The 18,220-nt window shown below is 70.8% G+C and carries 15 protein-coding genes and 2 pseudogenes; 2 read left to right on the forward strand and 15 right to left on the reverse strand.

Features of this window, described 5'->3' with window-relative positions; translation table 11 throughout:
* Positions 1-11: 11 nt before the first annotated feature.
* The 12 genes from E2C06_RS19265 to E2C06_RS39500 form a co-directional block, all read right to left on the reverse strand.
* A complete protein-coding gene (locus E2C06_RS19265; protein WP_133290241.1) occupies positions 12-1,253 on the reverse strand; it encodes a glycosyltransferase family 4 protein in 1,242 nt (413 codons plus the stop codon).
* Positions 1,250-2,167: a sugar phosphate isomerase/epimerase family protein gene (locus E2C06_RS19270; RefSeq protein ID WP_206664595.1), complete on the reverse strand. Its 918-nt coding sequence runs from the start codon at positions 2,165-2,167 to the stop codon at positions 1,250-1,252. The genes E2C06_RS19265 and E2C06_RS19270 overlap by 4 nt, the downstream gene beginning before the upstream one ends.
* Positions 2,164-3,633, reverse strand: coding sequence for a YcaO-like family protein (locus tag E2C06_RS19275; protein WP_206664596.1), 1,470 nt, complete (start codon positions 3,631-3,633; stop codon positions 2,164-2,166). The genes E2C06_RS19270 and E2C06_RS19275 overlap by 4 nt, the downstream gene beginning before the upstream one ends.
* A complete protein-coding gene (locus E2C06_RS19280; protein ID WP_133290242.1) occupies positions 3,630-4,475 on the reverse strand; it encodes an MBL fold metallo-hydrolase in 846 nt (281 codons plus the stop codon). Before E2C06_RS19280 ends, E2C06_RS19275 begins: the two co-directional genes overlap by 4 nt.
* A complete protein-coding gene (locus tag E2C06_RS19285) occupies positions 4,466-5,515 on the reverse strand; it encodes a Gfo/Idh/MocA family protein (protein WP_133290256.1) in 1,050 nt (349 codons plus the stop codon). Before E2C06_RS19285 ends, E2C06_RS19280 begins: the two co-directional genes overlap by 10 nt.
* Positions 5,516-5,517: 2 nt before the next feature.
* Positions 5,518-6,624 carry a class I SAM-dependent methyltransferase gene (locus E2C06_RS19290; RefSeq protein ID WP_133290243.1) on the reverse strand — a complete coding sequence of 369 codons (1,107 nt, stop codon included), beginning with the start codon at positions 6,622-6,624 and terminating at the stop codon, positions 5,518-5,520.
* On the reverse strand, positions 6,621-7,577 hold the full coding sequence (locus tag E2C06_RS19295; RefSeq protein ID WP_193560477.1) for a hypothetical protein: 957 nt from the start codon (positions 7,575-7,577) through the stop codon (positions 6,621-6,623). The genes E2C06_RS19290 and E2C06_RS19295 overlap by 4 nt, the downstream gene beginning before the upstream one ends.
* Positions 7,574-8,671, reverse strand: coding sequence for an inositol-3-phosphate synthase (locus E2C06_RS19300; RefSeq protein WP_206664598.1), 1,098 nt, complete (start codon positions 8,669-8,671; stop codon positions 7,574-7,576). Before E2C06_RS19300 ends, E2C06_RS19295 begins: the two co-directional genes overlap by 4 nt.
* Positions 8,672-8,954: 283 nt before the next feature.
* The gene (locus E2C06_RS19305) at positions 8,955-10,427 is read right to left on the reverse strand and encodes an MFS transporter (protein WP_133290245.1); all 1,473 of its coding nucleotides are present in this window, start codon (positions 10,425-10,427) and stop codon (positions 8,955-8,957) included.
* A 552-nt stretch (positions 10,428-10,979) separates the two neighbouring features.
* The gene (locus tag E2C06_RS38775) at positions 10,980-11,525 is read right to left on the reverse strand and encodes a TIGR00366 family protein (RefSeq protein WP_206664599.1); all 546 of its coding nucleotides are present in this window, start codon (positions 11,523-11,525) and stop codon (positions 10,980-10,982) included.
* Complete coding sequence (locus tag E2C06_RS39495) at positions 11,522-11,689, reverse strand: hypothetical protein (RefSeq protein ID WP_241671360.1); 168 nt, start codon at positions 11,687-11,689, stop codon at positions 11,522-11,524. Before E2C06_RS39495 ends, E2C06_RS38775 begins: the two co-directional genes overlap by 4 nt.
* Positions 11,686-12,684 (reverse strand): TIGR00366 family protein, encoded by a 999-nt coding sequence (locus E2C06_RS39500; protein WP_241671361.1) that lies wholly within the window; start codon positions 12,682-12,684, stop codon positions 11,686-11,688. Before E2C06_RS39500 ends, E2C06_RS39495 begins: the two co-directional genes overlap by 4 nt.
* 62 nt (positions 12,685-12,746) lie before the next feature.
* On the opposite strand from E2C06_RS39500, the pseudogene E2C06_RS40340 reads away from it, so the two are divergent.
* Positions 12,747-14,456: pseudogene (locus E2C06_RS40340) on the forward strand (putative inorganic carbon transporter subunit DabA); the annotation flags it as partial.
* Positions 14,457-14,576: 120 nt separating this feature from the next.
* Here E2C06_RS40340 and E2C06_RS19320 read toward each other — a convergent pair.
* The 3 genes from E2C06_RS19320 to E2C06_RS19330 form a co-directional block, all read right to left on the reverse strand.
* Positions 14,577-15,785, reverse strand: a complete 1,209-nt coding sequence (locus tag E2C06_RS19320; protein ID WP_133290246.1) for an MFS transporter — start codon at positions 15,783-15,785, stop codon at positions 14,577-14,579.
* A 251-nt stretch (positions 15,786-16,036) separates the two neighbouring features.
* Positions 16,037-16,966 (reverse strand): DMT family transporter, encoded by a 930-nt coding sequence (locus E2C06_RS19325; protein ID WP_133290247.1) that lies wholly within the window; start codon positions 16,964-16,966, stop codon positions 16,037-16,039.
* 20 nt (positions 16,967-16,986) lie between these two features.
* A complete protein-coding gene (locus E2C06_RS19330; RefSeq protein ID WP_133290248.1) occupies positions 16,987-17,517 on the reverse strand; it encodes a GNAT family N-acetyltransferase in 531 nt (176 codons plus the stop codon).
* Positions 17,518-17,692: 175 nt separating this feature from the next.
* Between E2C06_RS19330 and E2C06_RS19335 the strand changes: the two are divergent.
* Positions 17,693-18,220 (forward strand): annotated as a pseudogene (locus E2C06_RS19335) (hypothetical protein); the annotation flags it as partial.

The raw sequence follows: 18,220 nt of genomic DNA on the forward strand, positions 1-18,220 counted from the left end.
GTGGACCGGGATCACAGAAGGTGCGGCGTCGCGCGGAAGCGGCAATCGGCGTCGCGCGGCAGTACCGGATCGAAGCCTGTCTTCGGCGCCTGGCCATGCACCCGGGCGTAAATCTCCATGATCTGCCGTCCCACGGCCTCCCAGGAATAGGTGCGGCGGCATTCCTCGAGCGCGGTCGTCGCCAGCCGGGCACGCAGCGGCCGATCCTCGATGATGCGGCGGAGCGCCTTCGCCAGCGCCGGGATGTCGCCCGGCTGGACCAGCAGGCCATTCTCCTCGTTCCGCAGGCAGTCGACCACGCCGACAGCATAGCATGCGACGCTCGGCAGCCCGCTCGCCATGGCTTCGAGAATGGTATTGGAGAAGCCTTCGGCATAGGTCGGGCTGACGAAGACATCGGCCTTGCGGTACAGCGCCGGCGCCGCCTCGTAGTCGGCATAGCCGGAGAACTCCACGTCGAGCCCGAGCTTCGCCGCGAGCTCGCGCGAACTGTCGTAGTCTGGCCCGATGCCGGAGACGGTGGCAGCGTAGGGCACGCCCTGATCGCGCAGCAGGGCCAGTGCCTCGAGCATGTCGAGCGAGCCTTTCCGCCGGTCGACCCGGCCATGGTACAGCAGCCGCACCGGATCCGCGGCCTGGCCCGGCACATGCCCCGGCGCCGGATGGAAGCGCGCCGTGTCCACCGCGCCGGGCACGATGGTGAAGCGCGAGCTCGGGACCTGCAGCCGTTCCACCACCTCCTGCGCGAAACTCTCGCAGCCGATCAACAGGGCATTGGCATTGTTTAGCACGTTCAGCATGCCGAGCCGGTGGGTCTCGCAGCAGGACCCCACCCAGTGCCCATCGCCGCCCTGGATGGAGACGACGGTCGGGATGCCGATCTGCCGCGCCGCCAGCAGCACCGCCCAGCCATTCGGGTAACCGTACTGCGCGTGCAGCACGTCGAAGGACTTCTTCCGGTGCTCGGCCAGGATGACCTGCACCATGTCCTCCACGTCGCGCTCGAAATCCGCGCCACCCGGCTCGGCGAAGGCCTCCTCGCCCAGGGACTGCCGGCCGATGACGGTGACGCCGGGAACCGGTGGCGGCGGGCCGCCGCCATAGACCTTCGTCCCGGTCTCGTCGTGGCGGTACTGGCTGACCATGGTGACGTCGTGCCCCGCCGCGACCAACTGGCGCAGCAGGTTGACGGCATAGACGCTCATTCCGCTGATCGCGGGGAAAAAGCGCCGGCTGCAGAACAGGATCCTCATGCGGTTCTCTCCTCCCGGCAACGGAGCAGCCAATCGAGGCTCTGCGGAATCATCCGGTCGGCGCGATGGCTCTCGCGCGACAGCTCGACGCAGACCAGGCGCGCGAAGCCGATCGCCTCCAGCGCATCGAGGCAGGCGGGGATGTCCATGTCGCCCTCGCCGAAGGGCAGGTGCGTATGATCGCCGCGGCGCATATCCTCGATCGCCACGGTCCCGAGCTGCGCGGCGAATTCGCCGACCGCTGCGGCCGGCTCCCGCTCCTGCGTCACAAGGCAGTGGCCGAGGTCAAGGGCAAGCTTCAGCTGCGGCAATCGCGCCTGCAGCAGAGACCAATCGTCCAGCGTCTCCACCAGCATGCCGGGCTCCGGCTCGAGCGCCGCGGTGACGCCGCGCCGTGCCGCATGGTCCAGCACCTGCTCGACGCCCTCCACCAGCCATTCAGCGGCCTCGCCGCGATCGACGCCCGGCAGCGGCACGCCGGCCCAGAAGGAAACCGCCTCGGCGCCCAGAATCTGGCCGATGTCCACGGCGCGCTGCAGGAAGGCAACGCGGCGGGCCCGGCCCTCGGCATGCGGGGTCAGCAGCGTCGGTTCGTGCTTGCGGCGAGGGTCGAGCAGAAAGCGCGCGCCGGTCTCGATGACGCAGCCGAGGCTGCGGGCGTGCAGGTCACGCGCCAGCGCCTCGGTGCGCTGCACCCAGCCATCCTCGAGCGGATCAAGGTGGTGGTGGTCGAGCGTCAATGCGACGCCGTCGTAGCCTGCCACAGCGATCAGCGCGATGGCGTCGGACAGCCGGTGATTCGCCGCCCCGTTGGTGTTGTAGGCAAAGCGCAGCCCGCCCGACGGCCGCGGCGAGGGCGACAGAATGCTCGCTGCCGCCGCGGGCTCCGGCGTGTCGCCGAGCGTCGTGCTCACGCCGCCCGCCGCTGGCGATGCAGCTGGGCGGAGAAGGGACCGCTCTCGCGGTACAGCGGGTAGAGCTTGCCGACCAGCTGGTCGGCAAGCCGCGCATCGAACCAGGCCGGACCGCCGGCGCGTGCCTCGTCCTCCGGCCGCAGCCGCACCCGCCGGGCGCCCTCCCGCGGCGCGTCCAGCAGCAGCGGGTCATGCCGCGCGCGCAAGCGGCGCACGCCGCGCCAGCCGATGCGGTGGTAGCTCATCGTCTCGCTCTCGAGGCCGGGGACGATGGCCTTCACCACCTTGACCCGACCCTCGGCGGGCGAGCAATCCACCACCAGCGGCTCCAGCCCCTCCGCCGCGAGCCGGTCCGTCAGCAGCCGCAACCGGTCGCCGGAGTCCGCCATGGCGCTGGCCGGCACGGTGGGCAGGTCGGACAGCCGCACGCGCCTCCGCTCGGCGAAGACACTGCCGGAAAGCCGCCGGCGCAGCTCCGCCGCGTCCTGACCGACCCATTCGGCCATCGCATCCAGCGCGCGGTTCTCCTCCTCTTCCAGCATGGCCACGGCCATCTGACGCTCGACATAGTCGCGCGGCAGCGCGGCGGTGATCGCCTCGATCGGCCCGTGCGTCGCCGCCTTGCGCGACCGGCTGCCGCAGAACTCCAGCAAGGCCTTCCGGAGCGACCGCGCGCGGTCGGGATGCGAAGCCTCGCCGCAGCTCGTCACCTGGATCGGCACGGTCGGGTCGCCATGGTCGTCGCCGACCACATAGAGGTTGGGAATGCCGAAATCGGTGCAGGCGAGCTTGACCTTCACTGCGATGCCGAGGCTGCGCAGGTGCTCCAGCAGCGCGGCGACCTCCGGTTCCTCCACCGCATCCAGCTCGATCGCCACGCCCTGGTCCAGGGCGCGGTAGGTGACGACGTTGCCGTCGCGCTGCAGCAGCTCCATCAGCCCGTGCGCGATGGCATGCGGCAGGTCGAAGCCGGCGCCGAGACCGTTGGTGATGGGCGTGATCAGCCGCGGCTTGTCCTCGCCAAGCTGATAGGGATAGGCGGCGACCCATTCGCGCGGCACCAGCACCGGCTCGCCGGAAAGGCGATGCGCCGTGACCCAGGACAGCGGCATCTCCGGCGAATAGGGGCTGCCTGCGGGTAGGCAGAGCGTCAAGGGGTCGACGATGCCGGTCGTGCCGTGCTGCCGGGACAGCTCGGCATAGGAACCGACGATGCGCTCCGCCCGCTTCAGCCAGCCATGGACATGCACTTCCTCGCACAGCTCGCCGAGCGCGCCGACCTCCGCCTCGATCGGCTCGAAGCCGTAGCCATAGCCGATGGTCGCCGGCTCGTCCGGCAGGATCAGGTTGGCCTGGATCACGGGAATGCCGATGCGGTCCAGCATGTCGACGCGAAAGACCGAGACATGGCCCCGCGCGGGCATCGACTCACGGAAGGCCTTGGCGACGTCGTGCAGGTCGGTCATGGCGCGGGGCTCCTGCGCAGCTCGGAAAGGGGGATGTGGCGGACCTCCGGCGGGCCGCGCAGCTGATCGTCCAGCACCGCGAGCGCGATGTCCCGGCCGATGCCGGGCGCGTGCTCGAAGGGCGTGCAGACGGTGTCGAAGTCGAGGTCCGCGATCACCGCGCGGTAGCGGCGAACCTCTCCGGGCGTCAGCGGGATGTTCTTGTGGAAGGCCTTGTGGGTGGAGACCGCCAGACTGTTGCCGGCGGCGTCCTGGTCCACTTTGAACGCGTCGCCGCAGAACAGGATGCGCCGCCCCGCGTCGTGCAGCACGGCCTGACCTTCGTAATGGCCGCCGACTTGATGCAGCGTCAGCCCAGGCCGCAGCTCCAGCGCCTCGTCATAGGGGCGGGTCACCCGGAAGGCCTTGGTCAGCCATAGGTCTTCCTTCTGGATTGCCAGCACCTCCGGCCGGAACACGTCCTGCAGCTGCCACAGCGCGCCGTAGCCGTGCACGTGGGAGGCCGCGAGGAAGCGGATGCCGCCGAGACGCTCGATCTCGGCCAACATGTCATCGGTGTAGAAGGGCGCCGCCTCGAAGGCGACATTTCCCTCGGGATGCAGCAGCAGCCAGCCGGTGCCGTTCAGCCCGTGCGGCGGTGTGGTGGAAAAGGCAACCATGTCGCGCCCGAGCTGCCGCCAGTGACCCTGCAGCATGGGGCGCACCGCCTCGGCCGTCAGGAACCGCCAGCCATCCTCCGGCAGGTCGTTGCGGGTGTCGGTGCAGACCGGACAGTCGGGCGGCGGCGCGAAATAGCGCTGCCAATGGCCGCAATTGGCGCAGCTATAAAGCTTCAAGGGCATCCGGCGACCTCATCGGGATGGGCCCGCGGCCGCGCCGAGGCATAGGCACGGTCCAGCAGACGCATGGTATGGACGTCGCGCTCCAGGGAGAAAGCGGCGGCGTCCCCACTGCCCCGCAGCCATTGCTCGAAGGCAGCCATCTGCCGCGCGAAGGGCGAGGCGCCGGCGTCCGGAACGGGCAGCGGCGCGCGCAGGCCGAGCCGGCCATCGATCCGCCAGACCCGGCCGCCCGCGGTCTGGCCCATGGTCCGCTCGGCGAGCAATTGCCCGGTGCTGCCCAGCACCTCGAGACGCCGGCGCGGCAGGGCCTCCGGGCAGTTATAGGCGACGTGCAACTGCACCAGGACACCGGCCGCCGTGCGGCCGATCAGCAGCGCGCCGTCGTCCACAGCATAGTCCTGCACCTGGCGCTGGGTCAGCGCGGCAATGTCCACCACCGGCTCCCCCAGCAGGAACTCCGCCAGGTCGATTCCATGCGGCGCCAAGTCCATCAGCGCGCCGCCACCCGCCCGTGCCGGGTCCGCCCGCCAGTTGTCGCCGGCCCATCCCGCGTCCACCCAGCAGGCATAGGCGATGCGGATCGCCGTCACGCAGCCGATGGCGCCGGCCACGATGGCCTCGCGCATGGCCTGGTGCGACGGATGGTGGCGCTGATCGAAGGCGGTGCCGAAGGAAATGCCGGCGCGGCGCACCGCTGCAGCCATGGCCTCGGCCTCGGCGAGCGTGGTCGCCATCGGCTTCTCACACAGCACCGGCTTGCCGAAGGCGGCCGCCGCTTCGACCGCCGCGCGGTGCAGGTGGTTCGGTGTCGCCACATACACCGCCTGCACCGCCGGGTCCTCCAGCAACGAGCGCATATCGGCTTCCGCGCGCGCCCCGAGCGCTGTTGCCCGGCGCCGTGCCCGCGCATCCGGGTCGGCGACCGCCACCAGCCGCCCGCCCGCGTTCAGCAGGCCGGGCACCGCATAGTCTTGCGCCACCCAGCCGAAGCCGATGACACCCCATCCGAGGCCGGTCGTGGTGGCGAGTGCGTCCAGCATCCTCACCAGCGCTCCGGCAGGTCGACCAGCTCGCGCCGCCGCGCGGCCCCGGCCGTTGCACCGTCCAGCACTGCAAGCGGCGGCACTTGGCTGGCGAGCGGGTAGGTGGCGTGTAAGCCGTACTCGCGTCCATACCGCTCCGACGGCCAGGCTATTCGGCCGTCCGCGCCGTAAAGCGGATTGCGTCGCAGCGCCGTGCCGGGTGGCGGCAGGGCCAGTACTCCGGGGCTTGGCCGCGCCGCCGCAAGGCCCGGGCCGGCGACCGCGGCGAATGCCTCCGCGTCCCGCAACACGGCGGCCTGCGCCGACCGCGGCGCGCGGTCGGCGGCGAGCGCGCAGGTCAGCTCGGCATCGTCGTACAGCACGGCGTCGGGCAGCAGGGCGGCCATCTCGGCCGCGCTGACCGCGGCACCGGCCGAGAAGTTCGCCGATTCCCGGTTATGGACATGCCCGATGGCCAACAGGCCGCGGTCCGGTTCGAGCAGCGCCCGCAAATGGGCCAGGATCGCCGCCTTCGGCTCGAGGAAGTAGAAGGCGTCGTGGCAGGCCACCAGGTCGAACAGCCCGAGCGGCGGCCATTCCTGCGCCGCATCCAGGCAGAGCAGCCGCGCCTCCGGGCAAACCCAGTGTCGCGCGACCCACAGCTTGGCGAAGACCACATCGGTGCCGGTCACCGCCGCGCCGCGGCGCGAGAGTTCCCGCAGGTGGTGGCCGATGCCGCAGGCCAGTTCGAAAGCGCTGCGGGGCGCGGTCCAATGCGCCTCGACCAGCGCGAGGCCGGCCAGGAAGGTCGGGTCGGACCAGCGGTGCGCGAAATAATCTGCGACTGACCCCCAGGCCAGCAGCGCCATGGCATCGCGCAGGCTCAGCTGCGGACGGTCCCTCACCAGGTGCCGCAAGGCCAAGGGATCGGCGGTCGGGCCGCGCCACCAATCGTCCTGGTCGGCCAGCAACAGCACCAAGGCTGCCTCGGGATCGTTGGCGTCGAGTGCGTCGAGTGCGGCGTTTGCCAATGCTTCGCGGCCGGCGCGCAGGAAGGGGATGCCGTCCGGCGCCGGCCAGCGGCGGCCTGCGGCGTCGCGGACGGAATGCGGGGTGTCCGGGATCACGCGGCCACCCCGCCGCGCGCCTCCGGCGGCTCAGCCATCAGCCCGAAGCGTGCCAGCACCGCATCCTGGAAGGTCCTGGTCGGGCCGGCATGTACCAGTTCCATCTGCCGCAACACGAAATCCATCGTGGTGCCGGCAGCGCGGAGGTGATGTTCCACCTGAAGTACGCGGTCGAGCGTGTCCGCCGCATGGAAGGCGCGACCTTCCGGCGTCGCGGCATCGGGGATGATCCGTAGCGCCGCCTGGACGCGGTTGCGCGGTATGGGGTCCAGTTCCTGCAACGCAAGCGCCGTCGCGCGCGTGAAGGCGGGTTGCAGCCATTCACCCAGCAGCATCTCCCCCGCGAATCCGGAATCGGGCAGCAGCGCGTTGTGCAGATGGTGCGCCAGGCCTGCCAGAAACACCGTCTCCGAACCGGCATCCCAAGTTGGCGCGAGCAACGCGCCGATCACCGCGACCACCAGGCAGTGCTCGGCATGGCTCTCCGGCGGCTCCAGCATCAGGCGCCCACGCTCCGGGTGCGTCGCGCCGGCACGCGGCTGCGCGGCGAGGCGTGCAACGAAGGCCGGAGGCGATGTTGAAACGGCAGCGGGCTCCGCCCGCGCCTCGCCTGCCAGCCACGCGCGTGTCGCCATGTCGAGCGGAACAATCGCCTGCGCCAGCGCAGCGCCCTGGATGCGGCCTACTTCCGCCGGTGGGACGCCTGCCTGACCCAGGGTGCCGGCATCCAGATCACCCAGGCGCGTGGCGATCAGCGCCGCCCGCACCGTATCGCGTGCGACGGCGTCGGGGTGGCCGCCTGCGGCGATCCGGGTCCAGGCTGCCGCGAACATGCGTTCGGCGATCGATCCCGCGCGGCCGGCCGAGCGGATTCGCTTAAGGTCGCCGAGCGCACGGCACAGCGGCAGCAATGCCGGCGGCGCCCGCCTGCCTTCCTCGGCTGCCGAATTCATTCGGCGGCGGCTGCCGGCACCGGCAGACCGAGCCACTCGGCGAGCATGCGTTCCTGGGTGTGGAAGGCATGTTCCGGCGCGCGGCCTTGCGCGGTCATCGGCGCCTTGAAGAACAGGCTGAGCTGTTCCTGCGGCCCGGCCTCACCGCGCTGTTTCGCCAGGTCCAGCACCCGGGCGATCTCCAGCGCCAAGGGTGCGGCGAGAATGCTGTCCTTGCAGAGGAAGTTCACCTTCAGCTGCATGCGATGGCCAAGAAAGCCAGAGATGTCGATGTTGTCCCAGGCCTCCTTGTCGTCGCCGCGCGGGCGATAGTAGCGGATGTCGACGATGTGGTCTTCGACCCGGTAGCCGAGGATGCTGTCCAGCACGCTGCCCTTGGTGCCGAGCTTCGACTTCAGGCTGTCCGGATCCTCGAGCGCCTGGCCGTCGCGGTTGCCGAGGATGTTGGTCGAGAACCAGCCGTCGACATGCAGCGCCCGCGCCCGCAGAGCCGGTGCCAGCACGGTCTTCATCAAGGTCTGGCCGGTCTTGCCGTCCTTGCCGGCGACCGGCACGCCGCCGCGCCGCGCCAGCTCGGCCAGCGCCGGTGCATCGGCGGCGACGGAGGGGGTGAAGTTGCCGTAAGGCACGCCTGCTTCGATCGCCGCGGCGGCATAGAGCATGGCGGGGCCGATCGAGAGGTCATCCTCCGCGATGGCGCGGGCGAAAGCTTCCGGGGTGCGCAGGGCCGGGGCATCCGCCGGCGTGCGCTCGGTCGAGGCGAGGTTGATCATCACCACGTCGTCGATGTCGTTCGCCGCCTTGAAGCGCCGCAGGTCGTCGATAATGGCATCGATTGCCGCGCGATGGCCTTTCGCCTCCCGCATGTTGGCACCTTCGATGCGGCGGCAGAAGGCGCTGCTGGCGACCGCAGGCCAGGGCCGGATCGCTGCCAGCGCAGGCGAGGTGTCTTCGAGCTGGTTGTCATTCAGCACGCGATGTTCGGCAGCCGCATCGGCGAGGTTCTGGCCGTTCAGGTCCCAACCGCCAAATACGAGGTCCTCGTAGCCCACAAGTCCGGGGACCGAGATGCCGGCGAGGGGCAGGCCGCTCATTTGATTGGTGCCGCGCTTCAGGATTTCCACGCCCGCTGCTGCCGTGGTTGCAACCGCGCCGCCGAGGCCTATCACTGCCACGCCAACCCGGCGCCGCTTCGAAGCTGCTGGCATCTCTCTCCCACCGTCACTGTTCGTTGGGGAAGCTCATGCCGGACGCGGAAATCGCCAGAGTGGCATTCGATCACGTATACCGGAGATTTCCCGGCTGCACGGCTGGCATGCAAATCGAAATAAGCAAATTTATAACTGCACCAAAATAGTTTTCGGTCGAGTGCGATAGTCACGAATTTTTTGATTGAACAAACAACCGCTCCGGCCGGGTCGACACCATCGCGCAGACGGCGAATATCGCCGCGGATCCGAGCACGGTCTGCCAAGGCCGCAGCACTGCACCGATGGGCCCCGATGCCGCAGCGCCGAGTGCGCTGCCGAGATTGAGCGCTGCCATGAACAGCGCGAAACGCGTCGCAGCGGCGGGGCCGCGACTGGCCTGCATCACGGCGGGCGCCAATGCGACGAAGACCAACGCCGGCACGATGCTGGTCAGCGCCATGGCCAGGGCCGCGGCGGAGCCGGTGGGAGGGGCCAGCAGCAGCAGCGCGCTGCCGCCATAGGCGGCGGCGCAGACCCAGAACAGCACGACGAGGGTGCGGTAGGGACCCACTCGGTCCGACCACCAGCCGATGGACAGCGCTCCGAGTGTCCCGCCCAGGATGGCGAGGCCGCCCTGCAGCCGTGACAGGGCGGCCGGATCCCAGCCGCCTACCTGGATCATCTCCACCGCAAGGCGCACACCGAAGACCGAGGTGGCGAATTCTTCAACGACGCAGAGCGTGATCAGGGCCAGCGCCGCCGGCTGCCGCATCATCGAGAAGAGACGCCACAAGAGTCGCAGCAACCTGACACGGGATGGCTCTGCCACCTGCGCGCCGATGAAAGGCCGTTGCCGAAGCGACAGCAGATCGTCACCAGGCAACTCGAGGACCGTCAGCGGCACCCAGGCCAGGGAAGCGGCAAGCAGCAGCAGCAAGCCGGCCGTGCCCGGCAGGCCGATGGCCGGAATCGCCCAGGCAAATGTCGTGGCGCCGAGCGCCGTGCCGGCGACGAAGCCGGTGCGCGTCAAGGCCGTCGCCTGGCCGAGCCGATCCGCTGGCGTGCGGTCGATGATCATCGCGTCCATCGCGGTGTCGAGCAGCGCGGCGCAGGCGCTGTGCACCATCAGGATCGCGCCCAGCCAGGGCATCGCCCCGAGGCCGTCGCCGGCCAGCGGTAGCAGTCCCAGGCACCCGAGGGCGGCGGCCTGCGCCAGCACGATCCAGAACCGCCGCCGGCCCATCCGGAACCGGCCGAAGCCATCGACCACCGGACCCCACAACGGCTGCAAGGCCCAGGGCAGGCCGATCATGGCCATGAGCGCGCCGATCGCTCCGGCCGAGGCGCCGATGGCGGCGAGATGATTCGGCAGGGCCGTCAGGCCAAAGCCTGCAACCAAGCCCTGATAGGAATAGACCGCCAGGATCGTTCGCAGTCGCCAATCCGGTCGAGTGAAGTCCCGCCGCCCGACGATTGCGGAGTCGCTCAAGCGCCCGGTCCCTACCACATCCGGCGCCGGTGATGCCGAATACACCAGCATGAACCACCCAACGGACTGCGCTTCACCATCGTCAATGGACTGCTCCTGTTTGCTGCCTTGCTTCGAGACGCGCCGAGGCGGAACAATGGGCACGCAAGGCTGTTTCCACTTCGTGTCCACCGATGTCGCCGCCAATGCGCTCGACCCGAGACCGTGGCACGGATTTCCAAGTAGCCGGGACGACGGCACCGGGACGGGAGATGCGGCGGTCCTGATGGTGGACGTGGTGGAGGAGGCCACTATCGCAATGGCGGCGGGCTTGCGCCAGCACTCCGCAGTTCATCATCCAGGCAAGCGCGATGCTGCCGACATGCAGCAGCAGGAGGCCGAGCGCCTGCCACGCCTCGAGCAGTGCGGGCGCGGCGCGGCGCACCCATCGGCGGATCTGCGTGTCGGTCGAGACAGGTCGGGCAGCACGCCGCCCTCCACTTTCGGCATGTCCTCGATGGCGGTACAGAGCTCGCGCGCCGCATGCACCGTCTCGGCATTGCAACGCCACTCCGCACCGCCCGGGCGGGTCGGCGCGACGGTGATGTGCCGGCGAGGTGACCGAACACCGCGCAGGGCAGGCGGCTCTGCGGGTCGTCCGGGATCCCCTGTGGCACGATTGGCCGAGCCGGTCGACGATCTCGTTGAGGTAGGCGGCGGCCGGTTTGCCCTCACGGGCGCACGTCACCTCGCTGAAGCGCGACAGGTCCAGCTTCGCACCGCATCGCGTGACGTGGCCCGGCGCAGCGGGTTGGCCGGCGGCGGCAGCTGGCCGCCCGAGCGCGCCAGCCTCGCCTCCCGCAGCCTGCCCGTATCGCCATCCGGGTTGAGCACCCGCCAGAGCCGATCCTCGCCCTGCACCAGGCTGAGCGGTCCTGCGCCTTCCGGAAGGCAACCGCTTCGATGCGCGGCCTTCGCCTCTCGAAGGTTTGGTATGAGGAAGCCGAGGATGGCGGAATAAACGCCCATGGACAGCGGGAAGCTGCCCTGGGTGCTCAGGCTGACGAAGAGACGGGCGATCTGCCCCGAGACCGTGACGCCACCCGCCGCCTTCGCGGTCGTCAGGATGGTGGCGATGGCGCCGCAGAGCGGGAATTGAATCAGCACGCCGACCGTCGCCGGCACCGCCTTGGCGACCGCGGCGAGAAGGCGCTTCGGCGTCCAGTGCAGCAGCAGCCCGAGCATCAGGAAGATGAAGTTGCAGGTGTTGAGGTTGGAGATCGCGATCATCCAGCTCTGCCGCGCGAACTCCTGCACCACCCACCCGCGGCGAGCGCGGCCAGGAAGAGCGTGAGGATGGGCGAGTGCTCCAGCCGCTCGCCGGACTGCTGCGGCGGCGGGGTCGCGTCCTCGGCCTTCCGCCCCAGCTGCACGCCCATCTGCTCCGCCGTCACCGCATTGCCGTCGGATGGCGCGGACCAGACGCGATGACCACCGAGACGAGGAGGAGCACCGCCGTGATCGCCTTCGACTGCCAGAGGAAAATGGTTTCGGTGAAGGGGATCACGCCGGTGATCGGCAGCAGGGAGCGCGGCAGGCCGGCGGCGTTGGCCTGCAGCTGCGCGGCCGAGGAGCTGAGGCCCATGGCCCAGGTTGCGCCGAGGCCGACTTGGGCCGCGGCGCCGGCCGCGCGGTAGTCGACGCGGATGTCGGCGCGCTCGGCCAAGGCACGGGCGATGAGTCCGCCGACGATGAGGCTGAGCCCCCAGTTGAAGAGGGAGGCGATCATGCTGACGGCGGCCATCAGCCCGACCGCGCTCCGGCCGTTGCACGGGACTGCCGCCAGTCGCCGGATCAGCCGCTGCGCCGGCGGGGAGGTAGCGACGACGTAGCCGACGATGGCAACGAAGGCCATCTGCATGCTGAAGGTGATCAGGCTCCAGAAGCCGGCGCCAAAGGCCGTGGCCACCGCGATCGGCGGCGCGCCGTTCAGCAGCGCCGCGCCGGACACGGTGACGACCGCGATGCCCACGAAGACGAAGGCGTCCGGGAACCAGCGTTCAGCCCAGGCGGTGAAGCGCAGCGCCATGCGCGCAAGGCGCCCCTCGGCCACAGCCATATGGGCGGGCGATCCCCCACCGCCTTCAACCGGCGAGACCTTCAGCCTCGTGACCATCCCCGTTTCCTTCCCGCGATCCCCGGCGCGGGCCTGGCCTTGGGCCGGTTGCGACCCGCCAGCGTTCAGGGACCAGGGAAGTTGCCTCGGGCCGAGTTCGAAGCGGAGAACCTTCCCGACGGCAGCGCGCTTCCGTCCGGGCGATGGTTGCTCCTGCGCGGCGCGACAGCAATGGTGCGCTGCTGCCGGTTTGTTGGGCGCGGAAGGCAGCGTCTTTTGCCCATCGGAAGACCTGGACCGGGATGCAGGATGTCCGGCCGCGAGGTCGAGCACGAAGCTCCGCTTGGTGGCGCCGCGGTCGGGCTGCGCCTGCCGCGCTCGCCCTGCAGGTGCCGCCGCCGGCCGCGCTGCCGACGGTTGCCGACCTGGTGGCGGAGGCCACCGGCACCGACTGGCCCGGCATCCTCGCCGAGCGGCTCGGCGCCTTTGCCGCAGCCTGGTTCGACGCGGGCCAGGCGCTCTGGCCGGTGCCGCGGCGCGGCTCGCTCTATGCCTCATGGTACGCGACGGCGCTGCGCGACCTGCCGCCCGGGATCCTCGGCATGCAGGGCTTCTGCGCCCATGTGGCCGCCGCGCCGGCTGGGGCGGAGGACGCGGCGGGACGCGCGCTCGCCGCGCTCGATGTGCCGGAGGCCACGCTGGAGACGCTGCTGCACCGGCTGCTGATGACGCTCGGCGGCTGGGCGCAGCTCGCGCGCCAGCGCGGCTTCGAGGCGGAGCGCGCCGGCGGCACCGACCCGACGCTTGCCGAACTGCTCGCCGTGCGCCTGGTCTGGGAGGAGGCGCTGCTCGCCCGGCACGGCGCGGCGGTCGGCGCGCGCTGGCGCGAGGTGCTCCCCGCGCATGCCGCCCCGGTCGTCGCCACGCCGGCAGACCTGGTCGACGCCATCCTGCAGGAGGCGGCCGAGCGCGCCGCGCAGAGCGCTCGGCGCGACGCTCGCCGCCCCGGTGACCGTCGCGGCGCCGACGCGGCCGGACCTCCAGGTGGCCTTCGGCATCGATGTGCGCTCCGAGGTGCTGCGCCGGGCGCTCGAGTCGCTTGACCCCGGAATCCGCACCCAGGGTTTCGCCGGCTTCTTCGGCCTGCCGGTGGCGCACCAACCCTTCGCCTCGGACGTGGTGGAGAACAGCCTGCCGGTGCTGCTGCGCCCGAGCTTCCTGACCTGCGCCGCCGTGCCGTCGGAGGCCGCGGCCGAGCGTGCCAGGGTGGCGGCGCTGCCCGCTGCCGAGCGGATCGACACGGCCGAGGCCGTGCTGCGCGCGATGTCGCTGACCACCGACCTCGCGCCGCTCGTGCTGCTGGCCGGCCATGGCGCGATGGTCGTCAGCAACCCGCATGCGAGCGCGCTGCATTGCACCGCCTGCGGCGGCTACCAGGGCGCCGTGAGCGCAAGGCTTCTCGCCACGCTGCTGAACGATGCCGAGGTCCGGGAGGGCCTTGCGGCCCGTGGCATCGCCATCCCGCCGGACACGCTCTTCCTCGGCGCGCTGCACGACACGACAACCGATGCGGTGACCATCCACGCCGCCGACCACCCGGCGCCGGCGCATGCCGCGGCGCTGCGGCAGGCCGAGGCCTTGCTCGTGCAGGCGGGGGCGCCTTCCTGCACGACTACGACTGGCGCGCCGACGAGGGGTTCCGCGTGCTGGAGCTGATCCTGACCGCGCCCGTCGTGGTCGCCAGCTGGATCAGCCTGCAGCACTACGGCTCCGTCGTGGCGCCGGAGGCTTTCGGCGGCGGCAACAAGCTGCTGCACAACGCCACCGGCGGCGTCGGCATGGTGGAGGGTAACGTCGGCACGCTGCGCACCGGCCTGCCCTGGCAGTCGGTGCATGACGGCGAGGGGCTGGCGCATGAGCCGCTGCGCCTCAGCGTGCTCGTCGCCGCGCCGCGCGGGGCGATCGAGACAATCCTGCAGCGGCACCCGGGGTTGCGCGCGCTGTTCGGTAACCGGTGGATGCACCTCCTTGCCCTGGAGGAGCCGGGCCAAGCCGCTCGCGATGCCGGCGACGCGGGGTGGCATCCGCCGCAGCCCATCGGCTGATCCCCCTTGCGCGGCTGCCGCCACGGCCGCTGTCCACGCACCACGGCGGCGGGGCGGGGGCGGCCGGCGCCCGTCGGACAAATGGCGTGCGGGGAGTCGGGAAGGCCCGCTGCCGGTGCGCTAGGCCGGCCTCAGCTGCTCGGGCCGGAGCCGGGGCAACGGGGGGAAGGTGAGGGCGATCGCCACGGCCCCGAGCCCGATCGCCAGGGAGCTGAGGTGCATCCCCGCATAGCTGCCGAACCGGTCGAAGATCCAGCCGCCGACCGCCGGTCCCGCCGCCATGCCGAGGCAGGAGACCATGGTCGCGGCGCCGAACACCGTCCCCATCACGCGGGGGCCGAAATAGTCGCGCGCCAGCACGGCATAGAGCGGCATCACCCCGCCATATGCGAGGCCGAAGACCGCGGCGACGGCATAGAACTCGCCGAGGCTGCTGGCCGGGAGAAAGGCGCCGATCGCCAGTGCCTGCAGCAGCAGGCCCCCGATCAGCACCGGCTTGGCGCCGTGGCGATCCGCGAGCACGCCCAGCAGCAGCCGCCCGCCGAGCCCCGACAGGCCCTGCAGGCTGTAGACGCTGACGGCGGCCACGGCGGACAGGCCGCAGACCATGGCATAGCTGACCACGTGGAAGATCGGCCCGGCATGCGCCAGACAGCAGGCGAAGAAGGTCGCCGCGAGCACCACGAATTGCCGGGAGCCGAGGGCCTGGCGGGCGGTGAAGTTCTTGCCCGCCGCCGAGGCCGCCGCGGCGGCGGCCGGGGTCATGCCCGGCGGGCGGCGCAGCAAGAGCGCGGCTGGCAGCAGGACCACCCAGGCGACGATTCCGATCACGAATTGCGCGCTTCGCCAGTCATGGCCCGAGAGCAGCCACTGGGCGAAAGGCGCCACGGTCACCGGCGCCATGCCGAGCCCGGCGGAGACGAGGGAGACCGCCAGCGCCCGCTGGCGGTCGAACCAGGCGCTGGCCGTCGCCATCATCGGCGCGAAGAAGGCGCCGACCGCGGCGCCGATGAACAGGCCGTAGGCGAGCTGGAAGGCCGGTAGGCTCTCCGCCCGGCTGGCCAGCACCAGCCCGGTCCCCAGCAGCAGACCGCCGGCGATGCCGACGATCCGCGGACCGTGGCGGTCGCTGACCCAGCCCCAGCCGAAGGCGCCGAGGCCCATCGCCAGGAAGGCGACCGTCATCGAGGCGGAAATGCCCGCGCGTGACCAGCCGGTATCGGCGGCGATGGGATCCAGGAAGACGGCGAGGGAAAACATCGACCCCATGCCGATGCAGCCCATCAGCGCCCCGACGGCGACGATGACCCAGCCGTAGTGTCGTTCCATGCGTCGTTTCCTCCCGCGCGGGGCCCGTGCCGGCCGGCACCGGACCCTGCTGCAGCCGGCATCGTCCCAGATCGTGGCCATGCCGCATACGGCCGTATCGCATGCGGATCGCGAGCCGGCCGCGGACCGCCGGGGGGGGGGGCTGCCGGCGCCCGCCGTCCCTGCCATGTCCTGTGGCCCCGACGCGGCGCGCATCGCCACCCGGCCTTGCGGGTGGGCCCGGCTGCCGGAACCGCCAGCGGCTGCCCGCCTTACCGGGCGGCGGTGAGCGCCGCGCCGCCGAGGATCAGCGCGCCGCCGCAGAGCAGGGCGGCATCGATCGCCTCCCCCAGCATGACCGTCGAGATCAGGACCCCGACCACGGGGATGATCATGAAGGAGATCGCGGCGGCGGTCGGAGTCAGCCGGCGCGACAGCTCGATGATGCAGCCGGTGCCGAAGGGGGCGACCACCAGCCCGTTGAAGGCGGCCAGCGGCCAGGCGGCGGGCGGGATGCCGCCATCCGGCTCCAGCAGGATGGCGAGGCCCACCAGCAGGGCCGCGGAGAGCGCGAAGGCCCAGGGCAGCAGCAAGATCACATGCAGCCGCGGCGGCCAAGCCTTGGTCACCAGGATGGTGCAGGCCCAGGCAAGCGCCGCGGCCAGCAGCAGGGCATGGCCCCATGCGGCCGCCCCGTTCGCCGCGCTGATCGACCAGGGATCGATGATGATGGCGACCCCGGCCAGGGTCAGTGCGGCCGCGATCCAGCGCGCCGGCGGCTCCCGCTGCCGCAGCAGCGCGGCGAGCGGCACCACCCAGATGATCGCGGCATTCGACAGGATCGCGGTATGTCCGGCGGGCACGAAGCGGACGGCGTAGCTGCAGAGCAGGAAGAAAACGGTCAGCTGCAGCACGCCGATGGCCAGCAGGGCCGGCAGGTCCGGCCGCGCGGGCCGGCTCAGCCGCCCGGCGGATAGCAGCAGCAGCATCAAGGCAAGCGCCGCTAGGCCGGAACGGCTCGCGGTCAGCCAGATCGAGGTGGCGCCGGTGCCGAGGATGGCGACCTTCACCGCCGGCCAGGATGCCCCGAACAGCAGCACGGCCGCCGCCAGCAGCAGCGCGGTGGAGTATGTCGGTCGCGGCCGCCGCGCCGCCGCGACCGGCCCCGGCGCGGCGGCCCCGCGCCCGGCCTGGAGCAGCACGGCGCAGTGCTATCGCTGCATCAGTGCCCGAGAAGCTGCTGCATGCTGGTGGTGTCGAGCCGATAGTAGACCCGCGGCAGAAGTTTGGCGCCTTCGCCGCTGTACAGCCGGCGCGCATCCGAATTGGATGCCTCCGCCGTCCAGTCCAGCGCGGAGAAGCCCTGCGCCAGGGCCAGCGCCGCGGCCGCGTGCAACAGGGCGCGGGCGACGCCGAGGCGGCGCATCGCCGCCGCGACATAGAGGTCGCGGATATAAAGCGAGCGCGACAGCTCGTTCGCGGGGAAGCTGACATTCAGCACGATGGATCCGGCCAGGCTGCCGTCCGCGGCATGGGCGACCAGGATGCGCGGCGCGAAGCCTTCCTGCCGCTGCGCCTCGCAGGCCTGGGTCGCGGCCGCGGCGGCGGTGTCCTGCGTCACCGGCTTGCCGTAGTGACGCTGCATCTCCGCCCAGAGCGCCGCCAGCGCCGGGGCATCCTGCGGCGCCAGGCGATGGATCGAGAAGGGAAGTTCGACCAGCCTGCTCGGCTTGGCGGCGTCGCACAGTTTCACCGGTTAACCTCTTTGCAGCAAGGGGCGGACAGGCTGACCTGAGCCTGCCGGCGGGAACCCCCGCCGTTCTGACTCTCGGGTGTGTATACAGCATCCGCGTACACAATCTTGAGTTGCATTCCAATACATGTTTTCGTTATCTTCATCAGTGGCGGTCACGTTCAGGATCTTCGCGATGCCTTATGCATTTCTGAATCAAACAGTAATAAATCGCGTCCGTTTCCTGCAGATTGCCGTCTTCGCGGCTTGCGCCGCCCTGATGCTCGCCAGCGGCGGCAGCCGCCCTGTCCGGGCCGATCCGCTGTACCAGATCGACGTCGTCGGCGGCCTCGCCGGCGTGCAGCAATACGACGCGCATGAGGCACCGTTCTGGGCTCGGCGTGTGCCGCAGATCACCGAGGGCCAGGTGCAGGTGCAGATCGTGCCCTTCGACCGCAGCGGCATCCGCGGCCAGGAGATGCTGCAACTGCTGCGGCTCGGCGTGGTCTCCTTCGGCAATGTCCTGCTCGGCCTGGCAGCGGCCGACGAGCCGGAGCTCAACGCGATCGACCTGCCGCTGCTGAGCCCCGACATGCCGGCCCTGCGCCACACGGTCGCGCTGTGGCGCCCGCGCCTCGAGGCGCTGCTGCGGGAGCGCTACGGTCTCGTTCTGCTCGCGGCCTATACCTATCCGCCACAGGTGGTGTTCTGCCGGAAGGCCTTC

Source organism: Dankookia rubra (assembly GCF_004355005.1).
GTDB classification, from domain to species: domain Bacteria; phylum Pseudomonadota; class Alphaproteobacteria; order Acetobacterales; family Acetobacteraceae; genus Paracraurococcus; species Paracraurococcus ruber_A.

Coding starts and splice junctions, on each gene's coding strand:
- E2C06_RS19265 (WP_133290241.1), bottom strand. CDS start 1,253: ATGAGGATCCTGTTCTGCAGCCGGCGCTTTTTCCCCGCGATCAGCGGA.
- E2C06_RS19275 (WP_206664596.1), bottom strand. CDS start 3,633: ATGACCGACCTGCACGACGTCGCCAAGGCCTTCCGTGAGTCGATGCCC.
- E2C06_RS19280 (WP_133290242.1), bottom strand. CDS start 4,475: ATGCCCTTGAAGCTTTATAGCTGCGCCAATTGCGGCCATTGGCAGCGC.
- E2C06_RS19285 (WP_133290256.1), bottom strand. CDS start 5,515: ATGCTGGACGCACTCGCCACCACGACCGGCCTCGGATGGGGTGTCATC.
- E2C06_RS19295 (WP_193560477.1), bottom strand. CDS start 7,577: ATGAATTCGGCAGCCGAGGAAGGCAGGCGGGCGCCGCCGGCATTGCTG.
- E2C06_RS19300 (WP_206664598.1), bottom strand. CDS start 8,671: ATGAGCGGCCTGCCCCTCGCCGGCATCTCGGTCCCCGGACTTGTGGGC.
- E2C06_RS38775 (WP_206664599.1), bottom strand. CDS start 11,525: ATGATCGCGATCTCCAACCTCAACACCTGCAACTTCATCTTCCTGATG.
- E2C06_RS19320 (WP_133290246.1), bottom strand. CDS start 15,785: ATGGAACGACACTACGGCTGGGTCATCGTCGCCGTCGGGGCGCTGATG.